Source organism: Pseudomonas sp. B21-040, assembly GCF_024748695.1.
GTDB lineage: Bacteria > Pseudomonadota > Gammaproteobacteria > Pseudomonadales > Pseudomonadaceae > Aquipseudomonas.
The window spans coordinates 5,388,756-5,406,929 of record NZ_CP087176.1; the positions used below are offsets into that span (position 1 = coordinate 5,388,756).

Consider the following 18,174-nt stretch of genomic DNA (forward strand, 5'->3'; position numbering starts at 1 on the left):
TATTTTCGACATCGATAAAATTAATGATGCGCAAGTACGCACACTGACTTAACAGCAGTAATTCAGACTTTTACTTTTAACGTTGGAGGGTAGGCTGGAGCCTTCTTTCAACGTTTAAGGTTTATTAAAACAATGACTGACCCACAAGGACGTACTGCCAAAAACAAAGGCCGCCATTATGACTTTATAACAAGTCGAATCCCTGCCCCGCTCAAAGAAGTTTCATCCCAGAGGATCAAGGCGCTAAGCGCTGCCCGCACAGGCCGCGGGCACTGGATATCCGCCGCTTCACCGTCCAGTCATTCTTTATTGAAAGCGGCCAGTCTGAAACTTTGGGCATCACAAAACAAAGTGGACTTAATGCTTGATGAGTTACAGGATATTTATACATTTGCCGTACCCTTATTAAGCGCCGCCTTAAAAGAGCAGTACGGGATCGACGACAACACAAGAACAACTTACTTACATCTTTATTTACCCAAAGCGCGTCCCTGGTACGCCATCAACCTATCGGGGGGCGTTGTCGTTCGCAATGTTTCGCTACTGGACGCCGCATTGCATAACTTCGCCCGACACGAAACCTGCGAAGCGGCCTCCGATTTCATCACCCAGCCCGACGAGCGAGGGCTGTTCGATATCAAGCCGATCAAACGCAAAATGTCCATTGCCCAATTCCAGACCCTGTGCCGGGAACTGGACATTGGCGCGCGGTACACCAAGCACCTTGAAAGCACCTTGTTGCCGGACGATGCGCTCGCCAAGACGTACCTGAAACACAAAGTGGTCGACAACCAGAAAGCCGCGTTCATCGCCGCGACACACCTGGCGGTGATGACTGGCGACATCGTCGCCGATACCCGTGATCTAGTGCTTGCGATGCTCGATGGCCAGCGCAATCTCACCCTCAAAGGCAAGATTGTGCAATTCGCCGAGATGGCCCTCATGGACACGCCATTGACCGGCATCGTGCTGATATCGCCTGATCTGGAACAGGCGAGCGATGTCTCAAGGATCATTGCGTACGTTCCCCATGACCCCGAGCATCCGCTCAAGGAATACGCCTCGGTCACCGACTTCATGAATGAACTGACTCGCCAGTTGCGTGACAACGCCTTCATCGAGTCGTCGCAAATGACCTATCGCCAGTACTTCAGCCAGTTTGTCGATCAGCCACAGCGAGGGCATTTTTTTGCCGGCCTCCAGGCCCGTCTGTTCGAGACGCAGATCCATAAAAAAGGGCCGTTCGATCAGCGTCCGACGTGGCGAGAGGAGCCCATATCCACTCCCAATCTGCGTATTGACGTCACACCGGTCACCGGTGATTTCTGGCCCCGTCTCTACCAGCGAAAACTTAACAAGATCCTCAATGACGCCCGGCACATTGCTGTCTCTACCGCCGACGCAGACAGCAACGCGCGCTGGGCCTGGTGGGACAACTTCAAGAAAGTCGTTTCGGACATTTTCAACGTGGCCCTGATGATCGTCACGCCGTTCGTGCCGGGCCTGGGTGAACTGATGATGGTGTATACGGCGTACCAGCTCACAAGCGAGGTCCTCACGTCCATTGTGGACCTTGCCGAAGGGCAGTTTACCGAAGCCGCCGAGCATATCGTCGGGGTGGTCACGGACGTCATCCAGCTCGCGGCTTTTGCCGCCGGCGCACAGATTGGCCAGCTTGTACGATTGAAACTGTCGCCCTTGGTCGAAGGCATGAAACCGGTGCAATTGCCCGATGGCCGACAGTATCTGTGGCACCCCGACCTCACACCGTACGAACAACCGAACCTCAAGTTGCCTGCCGACTCAATCCCCGACGAACAAGGTCTGCACGCCCTCGACGGTCAACGCATCCTGGCGCTGGAGAACAAGCACTACGCCGTGCAGCAGGACCCACGCACGGGCACCTGGCGCGTCAAGCATCCGAGCCGCACCGACGCTTATCAACCCGCGCTGAAACACAACGGCGTCGGCGCCTGGAGCCATGAAGCCGAGAATCCGCGCGAGTGGGAAGGCTCGACCTTGATGCGTCGTCTGGGGCACAGCGTGGCGGACCTGAGCGATGCGCAACTCGAGCAAATCCGCAGCATCAGTGGTACCCAGGACAACGCCCTGCGCCGGATGCATGTCGACAATGCCCCGCCCCCGCCATTGCTGAGCGATAGCCTGCAACGCTTCAGAATTGGCCGGGACGTGGCCCACGCCATTGCAAAGATCCGGACCGGCCAACCGCTTTCCGCCACGTCCTATTGGTTCGAGGCGCTGCCAACGTACCTGGAGGGCTGGCCTGTGGACAAGGCATTGAAGGTGTACCAGGACGCCGACTTGAGCGGCAGCTTTCGCCAGTATGGCAACCCCGACGCCGGCCCTGGGCAAACCCTTTCCACCAGCGTGGCTCACGTGCTGAGCGGCAAGTTTGCGCACAGCCTTCTTGCGTTTCTTGACGAAGCGGAACTCAACAACCTGTTCGGCCACCCACTGCCCGCCGCTGAGCGCCTGCAAACCCTGCGCAACCTGTTGGCCGATGAAGCCCGCAAACTGGAGGTGGAGATTTTCAACCTGCAGTACCAGGCCAGCCAAACCGTCGACAACCCTCGTCTTCGCCTGCTGACGCGTCACTTTCCAGACCTGCCCGTCAGCGCTGCCGACAAACTGCTGGCCGGCGCCAGCCGCATCGATGTGCAACGAATGGACACCGAGCGAAGTTTGCCATTGACGCTGAAAAGCGAGGCCCGCGAGGCGGCCTTCGAAGCACGCGCCAGCCATGCTTACGCCGGGTTGTTCGATGACGCACAGCTGACAGCCGATACCGAACGCCTGGTGCTGAACGCGCTCAGGATCCACGCCGACACCTTTGGTGATTTGCGCATCGACATCCGCGACGGCACCTCTGACGGACCACTGCGCTGCCGTGTGGGCAGTGACGAGGCGAAGACGGTTCGGCTGCTGATTCGAGACGAGTTCGCACGCTACGCTGTCAGCGGCGGCTCCAGCCCCGTGCCGTTCGAGAACTTCTATGACGCCGTGCTCCGGGCACTGCCGGCACAGGCACGAGCCCGATTGGGTTACCGCACGGGCCAGGGGCGGATGTTCAAACAATGGGTAAAAGCCAAAACCGAGGCGCCCGGCGAACGACGCACCGCGTTGCTCGAACCGCCGATCTTGCCCAGCGCCGCCCCGCAGACCCAGTTGCTGCTGCGCGGCCCCGCCCTGTCCCGGGCCGGCACGACCCCGATGGAACGGGTGCAGGATTTGTACCCTCATTTTAGCGAGCGGGAGACCACCCGCTTCGTCAGGTCACTGGGGCCGATTGACGAGGCGCTGGCGACGCTTGATCGCCTGGAACGCGACCTGGACAATCTGCGCGTGCTGCTTAATCAATGGCGCTATCAGCAACCGGAAGGCTGGGGACCCGGCGCAAATTCTTTCAGGGACAAGGGTGGTCTGCACATTAGCGAACGCCTCATCAAATGTTTCGAAAGGAAGTCGACCGTCTTCGGTGAGCGCAGCACCACCCTTGATGCAGGCTACGCACTGGATCTGTCGACAGAGTTCAGTCAATACAACCTTGAGCTGTGGTGGAAAAAACGGCCCGACCTCAAGTACTACCTCGATCAGGTCAGCAGCCTGAACCTGGATCACACGGGGTTTTCTGCCTCCGCCGATGGACTGCTGCGAGACTTTCCACGGGTTTCACAACTGAGCGCCAGAGGCTGCAGGCTGACCCGGCTGCCGGATGGCGTCGGCAAAATGCACCTGTTGCGCTCGCTGCGTCTGACCGACAACCAGATCAGGCTGACACCCACCGCAGTCGAACAATTGAGCAACCTCACCCGCCTGGAAACCCTGCGCCTTGATGACAACCCGCAACTGGGCCTGCTGCCGGACGTGGGGCGCATGCCGAAACTGGGCATCCTGAGTTTGAGCCACACGGGGGTGAAGGCCTGGCCCGAGGGCTTGTTTAATAAAAAACGGCCGCGAGGTTTTTTCCTCGACTTGAGGGACAACCCGCTGGCGCAGATACCGGACGTCGTACCCGGTTCCGACGACGCACTGCTGGTGGCGCGTACCCGGCTCAACGTACGGGATCTGTCGGAGGCGAACCGTATTGCCTATCACGACTACCGACGGTCCGTGGGGCGCAACCCCTACCAGACTTACTCACCCGCTGCCGAGCGCGCCATCGATCAATGGCCGATGTCCGACGACAGCCGTTGGTGGAACAAGACTGGCGGGCTGGGCACCTTCAGAGAAGAAGCCTGGCACGCGCTAATGGGCGAGCCGAACGCCGAAGGCTTCTTCGAGATTATCCAGCGCCAGACGCTGTCCGGCGACTATCGGGCCGGTGGGGAGATGCGCCAACAACTCAGCAACCGAGTCTGGCGCATGATCGAGGCCATGGATCTGGACAGCGAACTTCGCCAGGAACTGTTCGAGATCGCGACCGCGCCCACCACCTGCGCCGATGCAGGGGCTCAGGTGTTCAACAACATGGGGATCAAGGTGCTTGCCAGCGAAGCGAACGCCCTGTCGACATCGACCACGATGCTGGAAAACCGCTTGGTGACCTTGGCCAAAGGTGCCGCTCGCCTGGAACACGTGGACGACGTGGCCCGCGCCGATTTTCGTAGCCGTGCCGGCACCCCGGATGAAGTCGAGGTCTTCCTGGCCTATGAAACCGGGCTCGCCCAACGCCTGGGTTTGCCGTGGCAATCCCGGACCATGCTTTACCGGCCCACGGCCGGCGTCGACGACGCCATGCTCGAACAGGCTTTTGACACGGTCATTTCACTGGAGCAAGGAGACGGGCTGGTGAACGCGATGATCGAGCAACCGTTCTGGGACAAATACCTGAGGGCGACTTATTCGGACGCTTACAGCCGAAACACTCGTTTTTATGCGACCAAGTCCGACCTGCTGGAACAACTGCGCACGGCTCAACGGAACTGGGCACGCTCCATTGGCCACCCCGATGCGCAGCGCAGAGTGCTCAGAAAAACAGTGCTCGACCTCGCGCAGCAAATTCCCGTGGCACAAAGCGAGCTGTTGAACGAAGGTGTCATGCCCGATGCCACCTATGACCGGTTGCTCAACGATATCGGTTATCGGGAGAAGGAATTGAGCCGGCGCCTGACTCGCGAGGCGTTGAACAAGGCCGGGCTGTAAACGAGCAGGACCCTGAGTGTCCTGAGGTCCTTGGGCCTCAGGATTCAATCACCCCACCTCTGAATCCCAAATGACCGTGACCTGGCCCCAATAGTTACGGGCAGTTCTCGGATTGAGCATTTCCTGCACGTCCTCCGAGCCCACTTCAAAGTGAAGGGTGCCGGGCTTGCGATCCAGATAAAAGCCAGGCTGGAAAAGATCGGTGCCACTGCCGTTGAGCAACAGTGGACGACGATTGACCGGCTGGCCCGTCCCGTCGGTCAGGCCGTTGGGCAAGGTCACGCCGACATCGAGCGCCACCGTGTGCCCCGATGCCGGTTCCCGCAACGCGCAGGTATTGCCGCTGACGTACTGGCATTCCAGGTTCATCTTGAAACGGCTGGATGCCGACAGGTTAAACGTCTGGTCACGGAACAGCCGCACAGGCTTACGCCCCTGAGTCAGCCAGGCCTGCCAGCCCCCCTGCGGAACCAGTTCGACGCGATTGCCGCCCGGTGGAATCTCGACTTTCAACGTGTGTTCGACCAGCAACGTGAAATTGAGGGTGATCAGATCATCGTCAGGCAACATGAGATCACCCATGTCGAAATCCCGGTACGGCCCGACGGTGTAACTCGATATGCCCCGGTAGATACCCGCCGTCATCTTGAGCGGGTTGGGCGTGATTAGCTCATAGGAAAACCCGGTGTTCTCATAAGCAAACGAAAGGGTCTCGGCAATTGTCTTCTGTGCCTGCTTGGCGCACACACCTGCATCGGCCGGTACTCTCCAGAAGAACGCGTAATACAGGGCGTTACCATAGCCAACGCCACCATATTGGCAGGGGGCTGGCGCGTAAACCCACGCTCTTTGCCAAACAGCTTCGGGAAGCGGGGCGTTGTTCGTGTAGGCCGCACCAATACCGTTGACCCGCATTCTGACCGTCTCGGCTTCTCCGGTCTCTTCATGGAGAACCGTGATGTCCTTCCAATATGAAGGCACACGAAACATCGGGCCCTGGCGTTCATCATGCAACGCCTGGATAGGTGCGACCGACCTGAAGCGAATGGGCAGGGCGATGCTGAACACGCCGTTGTCACAATACTCCGGGTGATCCCCGCAATACCCTCCTTGAGGTGTTTTGTTTTCGAAAGAATTTTGCATGGGGTTTGCCGGATCTGGCCGGAATACCGCCGTCATATCCACGGTTGCCGCGCTTGCCGACGCAGCGAACGCGCCTGCCAGAGCCAGCGTACTCAAGCGGCTCGCCGTCGTTGCCCTATTCATGTTTCATACACTCCCTGTCACCGCGTATAACGCGAGTATCTAAACATCCGAATCCCAGATCACCGCCACACTGCCTGAGTACTGCCGCGCCTGACCCGGATGAATCATTTCGCCAACTTCCGCGGCGGGGATTTCGAAGTGCAGCGTTCCCGGTTTGCGGTCCACATAAAACCCCGGTTGGAATAACGCCGTACCGCTGCCATCGATCCGTAGCGGCCGGCGATCCACTGCTTGCCCGGCTGCGTCCGTCAACCCATGGGGCAGGCTGACACTGACGTTCAGCGGCACGGCGTGTCCGGAAACCGGCTCCACCACTCCACACGTGCGGCCATCGTGGCTGTACTGGCATTCCATCTTCATTTTGAAGCGCGAACTGGCGGAAATATTGAACGTCTGGTCCCGGAACAGCCGAGTCGGTTTGCGCCCTTTCGTCAACCAGGACTGCCAGCCGCCCTCGGGAACCAGTTCGACGCGGTTCCCCCCAGGCGGTACATCGACTTTCAGGGTATGGCTGACCTCAAGGGAAAAGTTAAGGGTCAACACGGAGTCACTGGGAATCATGACATCGCCCATGTCGAAATCCTGGCCCGGGCCAACCGTGTAGGAAATAACGCCGGTGTAATCGCCCGACGCCATTTTCAGCGGATCGGGCGTACGCAATTCGTACCCGAAAACGATGTACTGATAACGAAAGGACAAAGGAATGTCGAACTTCGCCTTTTTGCTACAAACACCCGCCCCGACGGGGACGACCCAGAAGCTGTTATAGCCAAAGTTGCCGACGGTGCCCCACCCCACTCCTACGCAGGGTGCAGGCGCATACAACCAGCGCCCGCCTTCCCATAAATCGTCCCAGGTCCCGCCACCCGTCAATTCGGAAATGGACCTCGGTAGCAACGATTCATGACCAATCGCGGCAATCCGCACCTGCAGCGTTGTGACGTCCCCCGAACTGTGTGTCACGGACACATCGCGCCAGTCGGACGGCACCCGGGCCATGCCGCCCTGGCGAGGGTCCGTATGATTGGCGAGGATTGGCGCATTGGCCGTAAATGGAATGCGGGCGATAAGGCTGAACAGTTTCAAGGGCGCGCAGGCCTGTGGAACTTGAGCGCAAAATCCCTCGGAAAGTGTTTGATTAGTGAATTGATTTTTTTGCGGGTTCGCCGAATCCGGCTGGAATGTCGCGCGGATATCGTGTACTTCCGCCACTGCCGGGACAGAAAAAACGACAACCAGTAACCCTGTCCATACGCCACGTTTTATCGTCCGGTGTCCTTGCCGGGCTGAATCATCCATCGTCTCTTCTCCACAAATCACTTGCACCAGCATCGGGTGATGGCGCGTCTAAATGTCCGAATCCCAGATCACGGTCACACTGCCTGAGTACTGCCGTGCCTGACCCGGATGAATCATTTCGCCCACTTGCGTGGCGGGGATTTCGAAGTGCAGTGTTCCGGGTTTGCGGTCTACGTAAAATCCCGGCTGGAACAACGTTGTACCGCTGCCGTCGAGCCTCAGAGGGCGACGATCCACCGCTTGCCCATCGGCGTCCGTCAACCCATGGGGCAGGCTGACACTGACGTTCAGCGGCACGGAATGTCCGGAAACCGGTTCCAGCACTGCACACGTGCGGCCCTCGTGGCTGTACTGGCATTCCATCTGCATCTTGAAGCGCGAACTGGCGGAAATATTGAACGTCTGGTCGCGAAACAGCCGCGTCGGTTTGCGCCCTTGCGTCAACCAGGACTGCCACCCCCCCTGGGGCACCAGTTCCACGCGATTGCCGCCCGGCGGCACGTCAACCTTGAGGGTGTGCTGGACGTCCAGCGTGAAGTTCAATGTCAGGGTTGAACTGCTGGGCATCATGATGTCACCCATATCGAAATCCATTCCGGGACCGACGGTATACGTCCAGTCGCCGGTATACAGGCCGGACGACATGCCCAAAGGATTAGGCGTACGCAGTTCATAGCCGATCTGCATCTTGTCGTAACTCAAGTTCGAAATACGATAATTGGCGGTTGCCGCGCATTCACTCGCAAGCGGTGTCATCCAGAAAAAAGTTCGATTGGCCGGTGCGGTGTACATACCTCCCGTCGGCTGGCAGGGAGCGGGTGGATACCATGTCCAGTCGCCCCATAAGCGTGTGTGCCACCCCTGAACGCTGGTGGGCTCGCCTTCACCCACAAGGTTTTCAGCGGTATCCGGAAGGATGTAGCGGCCACCAATCGACGCTATGCGCACTTCCAGTTCGGAATACTCATTAGTCACGGCGTTCCTGACACGCAGCACTTGCCACTGACCTGGCACTCGAAAAAATGCACCTTTACGCGAATCTGAGTGCCGCGCTTCGATGGGCGCGACGGACACAAAATCAATGGGCGCCAGTAGAGAAAACAGCCCCTTCTCTTTGCAAAATTCCGGTTGAAGCTGGCAATGTCCGGTAACAGGCGTTTGATTGATGAACTTGTTATCCATGGGTCTCGAAGGATCAGGCCGAAACACCGCGCTGATATCCATGGACGCACTCATCACCGGCTCGATCCCCCATCCAAGCGTCGCAATTGCCCAAACAATAAGGCTCGGAACTCTTACGGTGTTTTTCGTTTTCATTTTCTATCACTCAGCCACCGGGCATGACCGCATTGAAAATCATGTTGACGTTGCCAAAATAATTGCCGGGCTTGTAAACCCCGTCGGCCGGCGGCACCGGGACGATTTCCAGCACCACCCGTTTGCCCGCAATGGCGTCGGCCATGGACACCACCTCGCTGTTTTCCGCGTCGTTCAACAATGTGCCGTTGAACAGCACGCGTAAGCCGATGTCATGGGCTTCGGTGCCATTGGATAGATAGGGTCGGCCTTCGAGCCGGGCCTCGATCGAGCCTGCTTCGTTCTTCACGTCGAAAAACTTGCGCAAACCACCCAGTGTCGATGCCGTCAGGTTCCATGGCAGTTGCTGCTCACGATGAATCCAGCCAGGGTCAGACGGAATCACATAGAACGCCAACGTTGGAATGCTCACGAACACATCGAAATGGTGGGACTCCCTGGCGGCAAACGCCGTGCTCGAAACCCATGCACCGATGAGCACGGGGAGTATTTTTTTCAACATAGTCATCACCCGGGCTCAACCCTTTACGTCCAGTTTTTTGCTGCTTTCACCTTCAACCAAGGTGAAGCGGTACTCGCGACCAGCCTGTTTTTCAAACTGAAACGTCCGGCCGGCGAGGATGTGATGCTTGGTCGTCGGCTGGCAGTCCTGTTCGTTTTTTACCGAGCAGTCCTTGAACTCGTCGATCACCACCACCGTGTTGCCGTTGTTGCGAATGCGGTAAAGAGCCGCCGCGTTTTCAATCACGCTTTCATAGCGCGTGTGCTTGGGCCGCACGAAAAACACCGCGCCGTAACCGGCCAGGACGTTGACCCCGGCCGAGAGGGTTTTCTTGTAGGCATCGCGTTCTTCACTGGAAACGGCGAACTCATCTTCTTTCTCCGGCACCACCGGTACGAAACGCACGCGGAAATAACGCTCCTTGTCCCGTTCGCCCATGTACAGCAATCGCGTGCCCTGCATGCCATTGGCCGGCACGATCAGCCGCGCCGGGCTGGCCATCAGGCCGTCGCGGGCACTGCCGTCGGCCTGGGTCTTGAGCGGTACTTCCTGTGATTTGCCCTGGGCGTCATAGAGGATTTCAAGAATGTTGACCTTGACGAACGCAGTGCTGTCGCCGCCGTTGAAAACCCGCTTCAGGTAGGTACTTTTATCGCCGTCCAGATAGTCGTAGACGGTGCCGATATTGATGCTCGGCGTAGCGTGTGCCGTTTGGGTGAACAAACAAAAACCAAATAGTGCCAACAGACGTTTCATCGTCCCTTACCTCGTTGATTAATCGCGTTGTGCCGGACCATCAGCCCGCCGTCCGGGCCATGAAAGTCGCATCCGCCAATGTGTCCGGTGTGCACCGCAGGTCCCCGATCATCAGCACGTTGTTTTCCGTGCGAGCGCTGCTCGGGTCGAGGCGGAACTGGCACAGCAACTGATTGCCGTGGCGCACTTCCAGGGTCGGTGAGCCGGCGTTCATTTCCATGGAGAAGAAGCCGTCGACTTCACTCACGCCGCGACTGGCGTGGTTGATGATGTGGTGCCCCTTGAGCGGGTTGCCCTGGGGGTCGATCAAGCGTCCGAGTACGGTGAGGGTGCTCATCACGCGGACCTGGCGATATTCCACGCCGCCCTTGTTCAGGTGATAGCTGGAGCGCGCCGGCTGGATGGTCGCGGCGGGCACATGATTGCCCTCGAAGTCGAAACTGACCGAACTGCTTTTGTAGGCCGTGATGGGGACAAAGTTGCGACCCGGTTTGAGTACCGCACTGCCGCCGCTCAAATCGTCGGCGCGCAGGGTGATGCCCGCGATGTCCGATTCGACATCGATGATCATCCCGGCACCGTTGCGGTGGTACTGGCTGGTCACGACCATTTTTTCGCCGCCGACGGCCACGGTGCTGTCCAGGTTCAGGCCGCCGGTGAAGTCGTTGTTGAAAGACGAACGCTGGACAAACCCGTCGCCGTTGACCAGGTCCGAATGCATCGTCCCCATCGCATTCAAACCGATGCCATAGGTGTCGGTGATGGCGGTCGCCGACACGCTCTGCAAGAGGTGCCCCTGCAGGTCTTTGCGGTAAGTGATCGAGGCGTTGTTATCCCGCCCGCCCTCACGCGCGGTGCGTGAGCCGATGCTGCCGGAGAGCTGTTCGCCAGGACCGCCCAAAGCAATGTTGACGCTCAGGTCGACGCCACGATTGCGGTCGTCCCCCGAACTCACGCTGCCTGGCCGGTCGAACAGTGACAATCGCCAGTTGGCATCGCTGCCGAACAGTCGGGTGCGCTGGGTCCATCCCAGATCCACCCCCGTGCCTTCGGTATTGCCCTCGCTGTGGGACACCCGCGCGTTGACCGAGGTTTTGCTGGTCAATCGATGGTTGAGCGACAACGAAGAGTTGCTGGTCTGGCCAACGAACACGTTGCGTTGTCGCACTCGCGTTCCGTCCGGCAAGGTGTCGTAGAGCCGCGTCGTGTCGAGCCAACTGCGGTTGTGGCTGGCGACGACGCTGCCACTGCCGTAGGAATACAGCCCCTGCACGTCGAGGCCGGTGCCGTAGTCTTCGGTTTGATAAATGTTGGCGTAGAGGCTGGCATTGTTGACGATGGCCCAGTCGACCGACGTGCCGTACTGCAAGCTGTCACGCACCTGGCGCCCGTTCAGGCCGACGATCACCCGCGGATGCAACAAGTAGTTGACCGCCGCGCCGGCGGTCATGTCGCCATCGTCCTGCTCGTCCCAGTTACTGAGCACCTTGGACTCGCGCCCCGCGAACAGGTTGTAGCGCCAGCGCTCGTCATGGTTACGCCAGTTGTTGGGCTTGTAGACCAGCTCTTGGGTGCTGGAGGTGATTTGACCGTCTTCGATCAGACGCACTTCCACTTCGTAGATCCCGCCCGGTAACGGTCGGGTATCGAGGGTCTGCAAGCCGGCCGGCATCGCCTGGGTATTGATCAGCAAACCGTCGCGATAGATTTCCACCGACCCCTGGCGGTTGGCGGTGACGTAGATCGGATACACCGCCGGTTTCGGATTGTTGATAGCCAGGCTGTCGGAGCTGCCGTACATGACCCCCACCGCCGTATCGGGGCTGGTACCAAAGGTGCGCGGTTGCCGACTCAGCCCTTCGGACGAAGGGGTGAAAAGGCCCAGTCGCAGAAAATTGCCTTCCAGTTCTCGCTGGGTGTACAGCTCATTCACCGCGTGAAACAACTCGTCATCCATCCCGCCGAGTCGGGACAGCTGAACATTCACAGCCTGAGTCCAGTTGCCCAGGCTGCTGCTGGCTTCAAGACCATAGCGCCCGCCCAGGTCCTGGTTCTGCCCGCCGTTGAGGTTCAACTGATTGCGCACGATCAGGCCGGTGCTGCCGCCTTCGGGCAACGTGTAGTAGCGCTGCGCCGTCTCGTCGCGTTCGGCGTTTTGCGTCAGGATCGAAACCAGTGAGTTTTCCAGGCTGTAATGCACCGCCAGCAGTTGCTCCGGGCACGACCACTGGCAGCCTCCCAGTGCGACACCTTGCTTGAGATAATTTGCCCAGGTCTCGCGCTCGCTGGGCTTGATAGTGCTATCGCTGACATCGGTGAAGTCAACTAAGGTGATGCGATCGTCGCGGGATAACACCACCATCGCCTCACCCAGAAACTGTTGGTCAAGTTCCACGCGCACCGCCAGTGGCACATCAAAGAAGTGCTCTTCGAACTCAGACGGCAAACCTTTGGCCTGCGCCAGCAGACTTCGAGGCGTAGACGCGCTATCTGCAGGCGCAGCCAAAGCGGTTGCACAAAAAAACAGGGCAAGCGCCGTCGCGATGTGAGTCATCGGGAACATGAGCGAAATACTCTAGAGATAGTTACGTTAAAACCCGATCGACGGATACTGACTACCCATCGACCGGTGAGCGTTACTTAATAAGGACAACCCTTAAGTCATCTCAGTATTACTAGATGCGCGGGATGGCATCGAAGATCACCACCGGAGTGGCAGTGTAGAAACCCGTTTGAGTGGCGGTGGGTTTAGCGGCGTCAATCACCAGATCAGCCCGCATGCCACCGTTGGACTCGGTATCGCCAACGACTTCCTGGGAAGCGCCGGTCAGGGTAACGCCGTTGAATTTATAGGTCAGTGCGATGTTGTTGCTACCGTTGAACAGGGGTTGCGGGCCTCCTTCCACATAGGCGCCGACCGAACCATTGGTGTGCCGAATATCGTACGTCGCACGCAATGGGCTCAAAGTACCGGTCACCAGGTTGTAGGTCATTTTCTCATCTTTACCAAAGTCCGGATTGACCGGTTGGGCGTGGAAAACCTGGGTTGGAATGGTGGCGCTGATGTTGATGGAGGTGCGCGCTTCTTCCGCAGCGAACGCCAGCGAAGAACCAAGTGCCAAGAGTGTCATCGGGACGGCGATTGCAAACTTATTGAGCATTATTGAGTACCTGTCTTTTCAAAGGATTGGGCCGAGAGCAGTCCTAACAAGCCAGCGTCATGTACGAGTTCATCACGAGGCTTAACTTTCGACGCCGGAACATGATCGACCAATCTCTTGGGAAAGTAAGTACGTAACTTCCGAAGAACATGTAGTAACAAGAGCATTCGAACAGAAGGAAAAAAGTCGTAAAAACAGCAATTACGCTGTTCGACTCTCAGACTGATACTACACACAGTTTTAACTAAAAAAACACACAGACAAGAATGATTAAATATCTGTAAGAACGGCACTACTTATTATTTTTTAACAGCCATTGGTAAGAAATGAACTGTTATTAATTAGTCTAACTACTCTAAAGAAGCAACCGTCACAGCCCTCTTGCGCTTGCAGCGCCCTGCCTCAGTCTTCGACCGCTCGTCCTGGTGCCTTGCATTTCTCATAAGATATATCTTAAGTTGTATCTAAACACGACAGAGAAGACACAAAATGAGAGACCATCATTCCCATCGAGAGCACAACGACAGCCGCGACGGCTTCGAAAAACGCCCAGGTCCTGGCCGAGAACGCGGCGGCCGTGGCCCCCGTGTGTTTGCCCCCGGCGACCTGAAATTGCTGCTGTTGGCACTGATCGCCGAACAGCCCTGCCACGGCTATGACCTGATCCGCCAGATCGAAAGCATGTTCGACGGCGCCTACAGCCCCAGTCCCGGCGTGATCTACCCGACCCTGACTTTTCTTGAAGAAAGCGAAATGATTCTGGGCGACGCCGAGGGCGGCAAAAAACGCTACAGCATCACCGACGCCGGACGTTTATCGTTGACCGAGCAAGCCATTGCACTGGATGGCGTGCGGATGCGCATCGAAGTCAGCAAACGCTCGCTGCGCGGGCATGACCGCCCGGCCGAGATCCACGAAGCCGTGCACAACTTGCGTCATGCCTTGCAGATGCACCACGGCCGCTGGAGCCCGGAAGAAATCCTGCGGGTACGCGACCTGCTCAATAACACCGCCAAAGCCATTGTCGACGGCCCTGCCGTTCCACCTGTCCGGGAGAAAGCCGAATGACTGAAGTGATCGTGCAATCCATCCACCGCGTCATGCATGAGATCAAACGCCGTCGTCTGGAGGTGTTGCGCGTGGTCGACCTGACGCCACGTATGCGCCGGATTACCCTGGGCGGGCCGGAACTGGCCGGTTTCGTCAGCCTCGGCACCGACGACCACGTCAAACTGTTGTTCCCGCAAAACGCGGCGGAACACGCGGCGCTGGAAACCCTGGTGCTCGGCGCGGGCAAAAACAACGGGCCGATGCCGCCGATGCGCGACTACACACCACGTCGTTATGACCTCGACGCGCTGGAACTGGATATCGATTTCGTACTGCACGGCGACGGCCCTGCCTCGACCTGGGCCGAGCAGGCCAAACCCGGTCAGTTCCTGCACATCGGCGGGCCACGCGGCTCGATGATCGTGCCGGACATGTTCGACAGCTACCTGCTGATCGGTGACGAAACCGCCCTGCCCGCCATCGCCCGTCGCCTCGAAGGCCTGGCAGCCAATCGTCGGGCGCTGGTGATTGTGGAAGTGGAGAACGGCGCCGAGCAGCAACGTCTGGAAAGCGCCGCGCAGGTCCATGTGATCTGGGTGCTGCGCGAAGGCGGCAAGGACAATCTGCTGACCACCGTGAAGCAACTGCACGTGCCCGGCGGCAATCTGTATGCGTGGGTGGCGACCGAAACCAAGGTGTCACGGCAGATTCGGCGGGTGCTGCTTGATGAGCATGGGCTGAACGAGCAATTCGTCAAAGCCGTGGGTTACTGGCGGCTGGATGACAGCGACGAAGAGTGACCGGCTCTAAGCCCTCTTCGTCGGAGCGCCGCCCGGAGCCGGCTCGCTCCGACGAAGGCGATAGCCCAATCACTGAACATCCAGACTCTTCGCACGACGTCCAAGCCACCGATCTAATCCGATCACCAGCAGCGCAATCAACACAAACCCTGCCAACAACCCACCCGCATTCAAAAACACCTGTGGATAACCCAACTTGTCGACGTCTACAAACGGATAGGGATAAACCGCCAACACGTGACCGCGCCACAACACCGATACGAAGTACACCAACGGATAGATCAACCACAACGCGATGTGCCTCAGACGTAACGTGCCCTTGGGCACGCATAACCACCAATAGCCCAGAAACAGCAGCGGCATGATGTCGTGCATCAGCTCGTCGGCCAGAAACTGCCAGCCTTCGGGATGCCACAGATGGCGCAGCAGCAGGCTGTACGCCAGGCCGACCACGGCGATACTCACCACAATCGCACTGCTCACCCACGGCTGCAAAAACCAGCGTCGCGTCGCTGACTCGCGGGATGTCCACTCACAGGTCAATACGGTCGCCACCAGCGTGTTGGTCAGCACCGTGAAGTAACTGAAAAAACTCACCAGCCCACCGATCAAACTGGCTTCAAGGCTCCAGCGTGAGTAGAGAATCAGGTACAGCTGAATGCTCAGCCCCAGCCACCCCAGTACCGCCGCCACGGCGACAAAACGACGCCTCGTGGCAGAACCCGGCGTCGGTTGGTTAACCATTGTCAGACTGGTCGCTTGGTGCGCATCAATTTTACGTACAAGCGCTCGACCTTCTCCCGCGCCCACGGGGTTTTGCGCAAGAACGTCAGGCTCGACTTGATGCTCGGGTCGCTCTTGAAACAGCGGATATCAATGCGCTCAGCCAGCCCCGACCATTCGTAATGTTCAACCAGGACGTTGAGGATTTGCTCCAGCGTCACGCCGTGCAGCGGGTTGTTGTTCTGTTCGGTCATGCCGGGCCTTCAAGCGGTGAAAGGATGGGAAGCCGCGCACCTTAGCCGAGGGTGTGGTCGGGTGGAAGCGCTCTGTGCGCTATCGCTTGTCCCTTAAATGTAGGTGACCTTGAAAAGATCGCCGCCCGGCACTGTTACCGAATCTGAAATGCTGCATGTCAGGAAAAGCCCTTTCTCTATTTGTAACAGAACATTATCCTTGCGGCCGCCAAGCTGAAACGCTTCCGCTACCTGCTTTACGCCTGCTGCCATCCGTAACTTTCCTAGAAAAAGATCAAGAATTCTCTCTCTATGCCTGATTTCCACACTTCGCGAGACAGCGCTGTCTCACTGCCTGTTGCCCACCGAAAAGCCCTGCGCCTGATCGGCGGATTCACCGCCCTGGGCCTCGCCACCTGCACCCAGGCAGCGCCCGCCTTCGATAGCGACTCCCCCTGGATGCTGGGTGACTGGAACGGCACGCGCACCGAACTTTCGGAAAAAGGCTACGACTTCAAAGTCGATTACACCGGTGAAATGGGCAGTAACCTGCACGGTGGCTACGACCATGACCGCACCGCGCGCTACAGCGACCAGTTTGGCCTCGGCACGCACCTGGATTTGCAGAAAATCCTGGGCTGGAACGATGCCGAATTTCAGCTGACCATCACCGAACGCAGCGGCAATAACATCAGCAACGACCGCATCAACGACCCTCGCGTGGAGGGATTCACCTCGGCTCAGGAAGTCTGGGGCCGTGGGCAAACCTGGCGCCTGACGCAGATGTGGTATCAGCAGAAGTTCTTCGACCAAAAACTCGACATCAAGGCCGGCCGCTTTGGTGAAGGCGAAGACTTCAACAGCTTCCCCTGCGACTTCCAGAACCTGGCGTTCTGTGGCTCCCAGGTCGGTAACTGGGCCGGCAGCATCTGGTACAACTGGCCCGTCAGCCAATGGGCGATGCGGGTCAAATATCACCTGACGCCGCAGTTGTACGCGCAGATTGGCGCCTATGAGCAAAACCCGTCGAACCTCGATCGCGACAACGGCTTCAAGCTCAGTGGCAGCGGCACCCAGGGCGCAATCGTGCCCGTGGAACTGGTGTGGTCGCCAACGCTCAACGGCCTGCCGGGCGAATACCGCGCCGGTTATTACTACAGCAGCGCCAGCGCCACCGACGTCTACAAAGACAGCAACGGCCAGCCCGCCGCCCTGAGCGGCGAGGCTTACCGCAGCGCATCGAGCAAGCACGGCGTATGGCTGGGTATTCAGCAGCAAATCACCAGCGTCGCCAGCGATCACAGCCGTGGTTTGAACGTGTTCGCCAACGGCACGATGCACGACAAGAAGACCAATGCCATCGACAACTATGTGCAGGCGGGCGTCGTCTACAAAGGCCTGTTCGATGCGCGCGCCAAGGACGACATCGGCTTCGCGCTGGCCCGCGTCCACGTCAACCCGGCCTATCGCAAAAACGCTGAAGCCACCAATCAGGCGCATGCCGTCTTCGACTATGACGACCCGGCCTTCTTGCCGCCGCAGGACACCGAATACAGCGCCGAACTCTATTACGGCGTGCATGTGACGAACTGGCTGACCGTGCGCCCGAACCTGCAATACATCCGCCATCCCGGTGGTGTGGATAACGTCGATGACGCGCTGATTGGCGGGATCAAGATCCAGTCGTCGTTCTAAACAACACCCCAAAACCTTGTAGGAGCAGAGCTTGCTCGCGATGGCGGTGTGTCAGACCGCATCAATGTCAACTGACACTCCGTCATCGCGAGCAAGCTCTGCTCCTAAAAGGTTGCAACACCTGAACAAGCGCTAACCAGGTTTCACTTATATAACTGAACCATGCCCACGCCAGATCGTCATCTACAGTGAACTTGCGCGGGACTACT

14 protein-coding genes are annotated in these 18,174 nt (G+C 58.3%); 4 read left to right on the forward strand and 10 right to left on the reverse strand.

All coding sequences use genetic code 11. From position 1 onward, the window contains the following. Positions 1-132 precede the first annotated feature (132 nt). The gene (locus LOY55_RS24650) at positions 133-5,163 is read left to right on the forward strand and encodes an NEL-type E3 ubiquitin ligase domain-containing protein (protein WP_258667045.1); all 5,031 of its coding nucleotides are present in this window, start codon (positions 133-135) and stop codon (positions 5,161-5,163) included. A 48-nt stretch (positions 5,164-5,211) separates the two neighbouring features. Here the strand turns inward: LOY55_RS24650 and LOY55_RS24655 are convergent, their stop codons facing one another. The 7 genes from LOY55_RS24655 to LOY55_RS24685 form a co-directional block, all read right to left on the reverse strand. Further along, positions 5,212-6,429, reverse strand: a complete 1,218-nt coding sequence (locus tag LOY55_RS24655; protein WP_258667047.1) for a hypothetical protein — start codon at positions 6,427-6,429, stop codon at positions 5,212-5,214. 39 nt (positions 6,430-6,468) lie between these two features. Next, positions 6,469-7,728, reverse strand: coding sequence for a hypothetical protein (locus LOY55_RS24660; protein WP_258667048.1), 1,260 nt, complete (start codon positions 7,726-7,728; stop codon positions 6,469-6,471). Positions 7,729-7,776: 48 nt separating this feature from the next. After that, positions 7,777-9,045, reverse strand: a complete 1,269-nt coding sequence (locus LOY55_RS24665; RefSeq protein WP_223524109.1) for a hypothetical protein — start codon at positions 9,043-9,045, stop codon at positions 7,777-7,779. A gap of 10 nt (positions 9,046-9,055) precedes the next feature. Continuing rightward, positions 9,056-9,553: a CS1 type fimbrial major subunit gene (locus tag LOY55_RS24670; protein WP_371916699.1), complete on the reverse strand. Its 498-nt coding sequence runs from the start codon at positions 9,551-9,553 to the stop codon at positions 9,056-9,058. Positions 9,554-9,562: 9 nt separating this feature from the next. Continuing rightward, entirely contained in the window at positions 9,563-10,303 is a 741-nt protein-coding gene (locus LOY55_RS24675; protein ID WP_109785000.1) for a pilus assembly protein, read from the reverse strand. A gap of 40 nt (positions 10,304-10,343) precedes the next feature. Then, a complete protein-coding gene (locus LOY55_RS24680) occupies positions 10,344-12,866 on the reverse strand; it encodes a TcfC E-set like domain-containing protein (RefSeq protein ID WP_223524106.1) in 2,523 nt (840 codons plus the stop codon). A 112-nt stretch (positions 12,867-12,978) separates the two neighbouring features. Beyond that, positions 12,979-13,464, reverse strand: a complete 486-nt coding sequence (locus LOY55_RS24685) for a CS1 type fimbrial major subunit (RefSeq protein ID WP_046026586.1) — start codon at positions 13,462-13,464, stop codon at positions 12,979-12,981. A 489-nt stretch (positions 13,465-13,953) separates the two neighbouring features. On the opposite strand from LOY55_RS24685, the gene LOY55_RS24690 reads away from it, so the two are divergent. Both LOY55_RS24690 and LOY55_RS24695 read left to right on the forward strand, forming a co-directional pair. Continuing rightward, the gene (locus LOY55_RS24690) at positions 13,954-14,532 is read left to right on the forward strand and encodes a PadR family transcriptional regulator (protein WP_046026587.1); all 579 of its coding nucleotides are present in this window, start codon (positions 13,954-13,956) and stop codon (positions 14,530-14,532) included. After that, positions 14,529-15,314 carry a siderophore-interacting protein gene (locus tag LOY55_RS24695; RefSeq protein WP_223524104.1) on the forward strand — a complete coding sequence of 262 codons (786 nt, stop codon included), beginning with the start codon at positions 14,529-14,531 and terminating at the stop codon, positions 15,312-15,314. The genes LOY55_RS24690 and LOY55_RS24695 overlap by 4 nt, the downstream gene beginning before the upstream one ends. A 69-nt stretch (positions 15,315-15,383) precedes the next feature. On the opposite strand, the gene LOY55_RS24700 is transcribed toward LOY55_RS24695, so the two are convergent. The 3 genes from LOY55_RS24700 to LOY55_RS24710 form a co-directional block, all read right to left on the reverse strand. After that, positions 15,384-16,058 carry a Pr6Pr family membrane protein gene (locus LOY55_RS24700; RefSeq protein ID WP_109784997.1) on the reverse strand — a complete coding sequence of 225 codons (675 nt, stop codon included), beginning with the start codon at positions 16,056-16,058 and terminating at the stop codon, positions 15,384-15,386. A 2-nt stretch (positions 16,059-16,060) separates the two neighbouring features. Next, a complete protein-coding gene (locus LOY55_RS24705) occupies positions 16,061-16,291 on the reverse strand; it encodes a VF530 family DNA-binding protein (protein ID WP_046026590.1) in 231 nt (76 codons plus the stop codon). A gap of 93 nt (positions 16,292-16,384) precedes the next feature. Next, positions 16,385-16,543 (reverse strand): hypothetical protein, encoded by a 159-nt coding sequence (locus LOY55_RS24710; RefSeq protein ID WP_158283918.1) that lies wholly within the window; start codon positions 16,541-16,543, stop codon positions 16,385-16,387. A 39-nt stretch (positions 16,544-16,582) separates the two neighbouring features. Between LOY55_RS24710 and LOY55_RS24715 the strand changes: the two genes are divergently transcribed. Further along, on the forward strand, positions 16,583-17,965 hold the full coding sequence (locus LOY55_RS24715) for a carbohydrate porin (protein ID WP_223524101.1): 1,383 nt from the start codon (positions 16,583-16,585) through the stop codon (positions 17,963-17,965). Positions 17,966-18,174 lie beyond the last annotated feature (209 nt).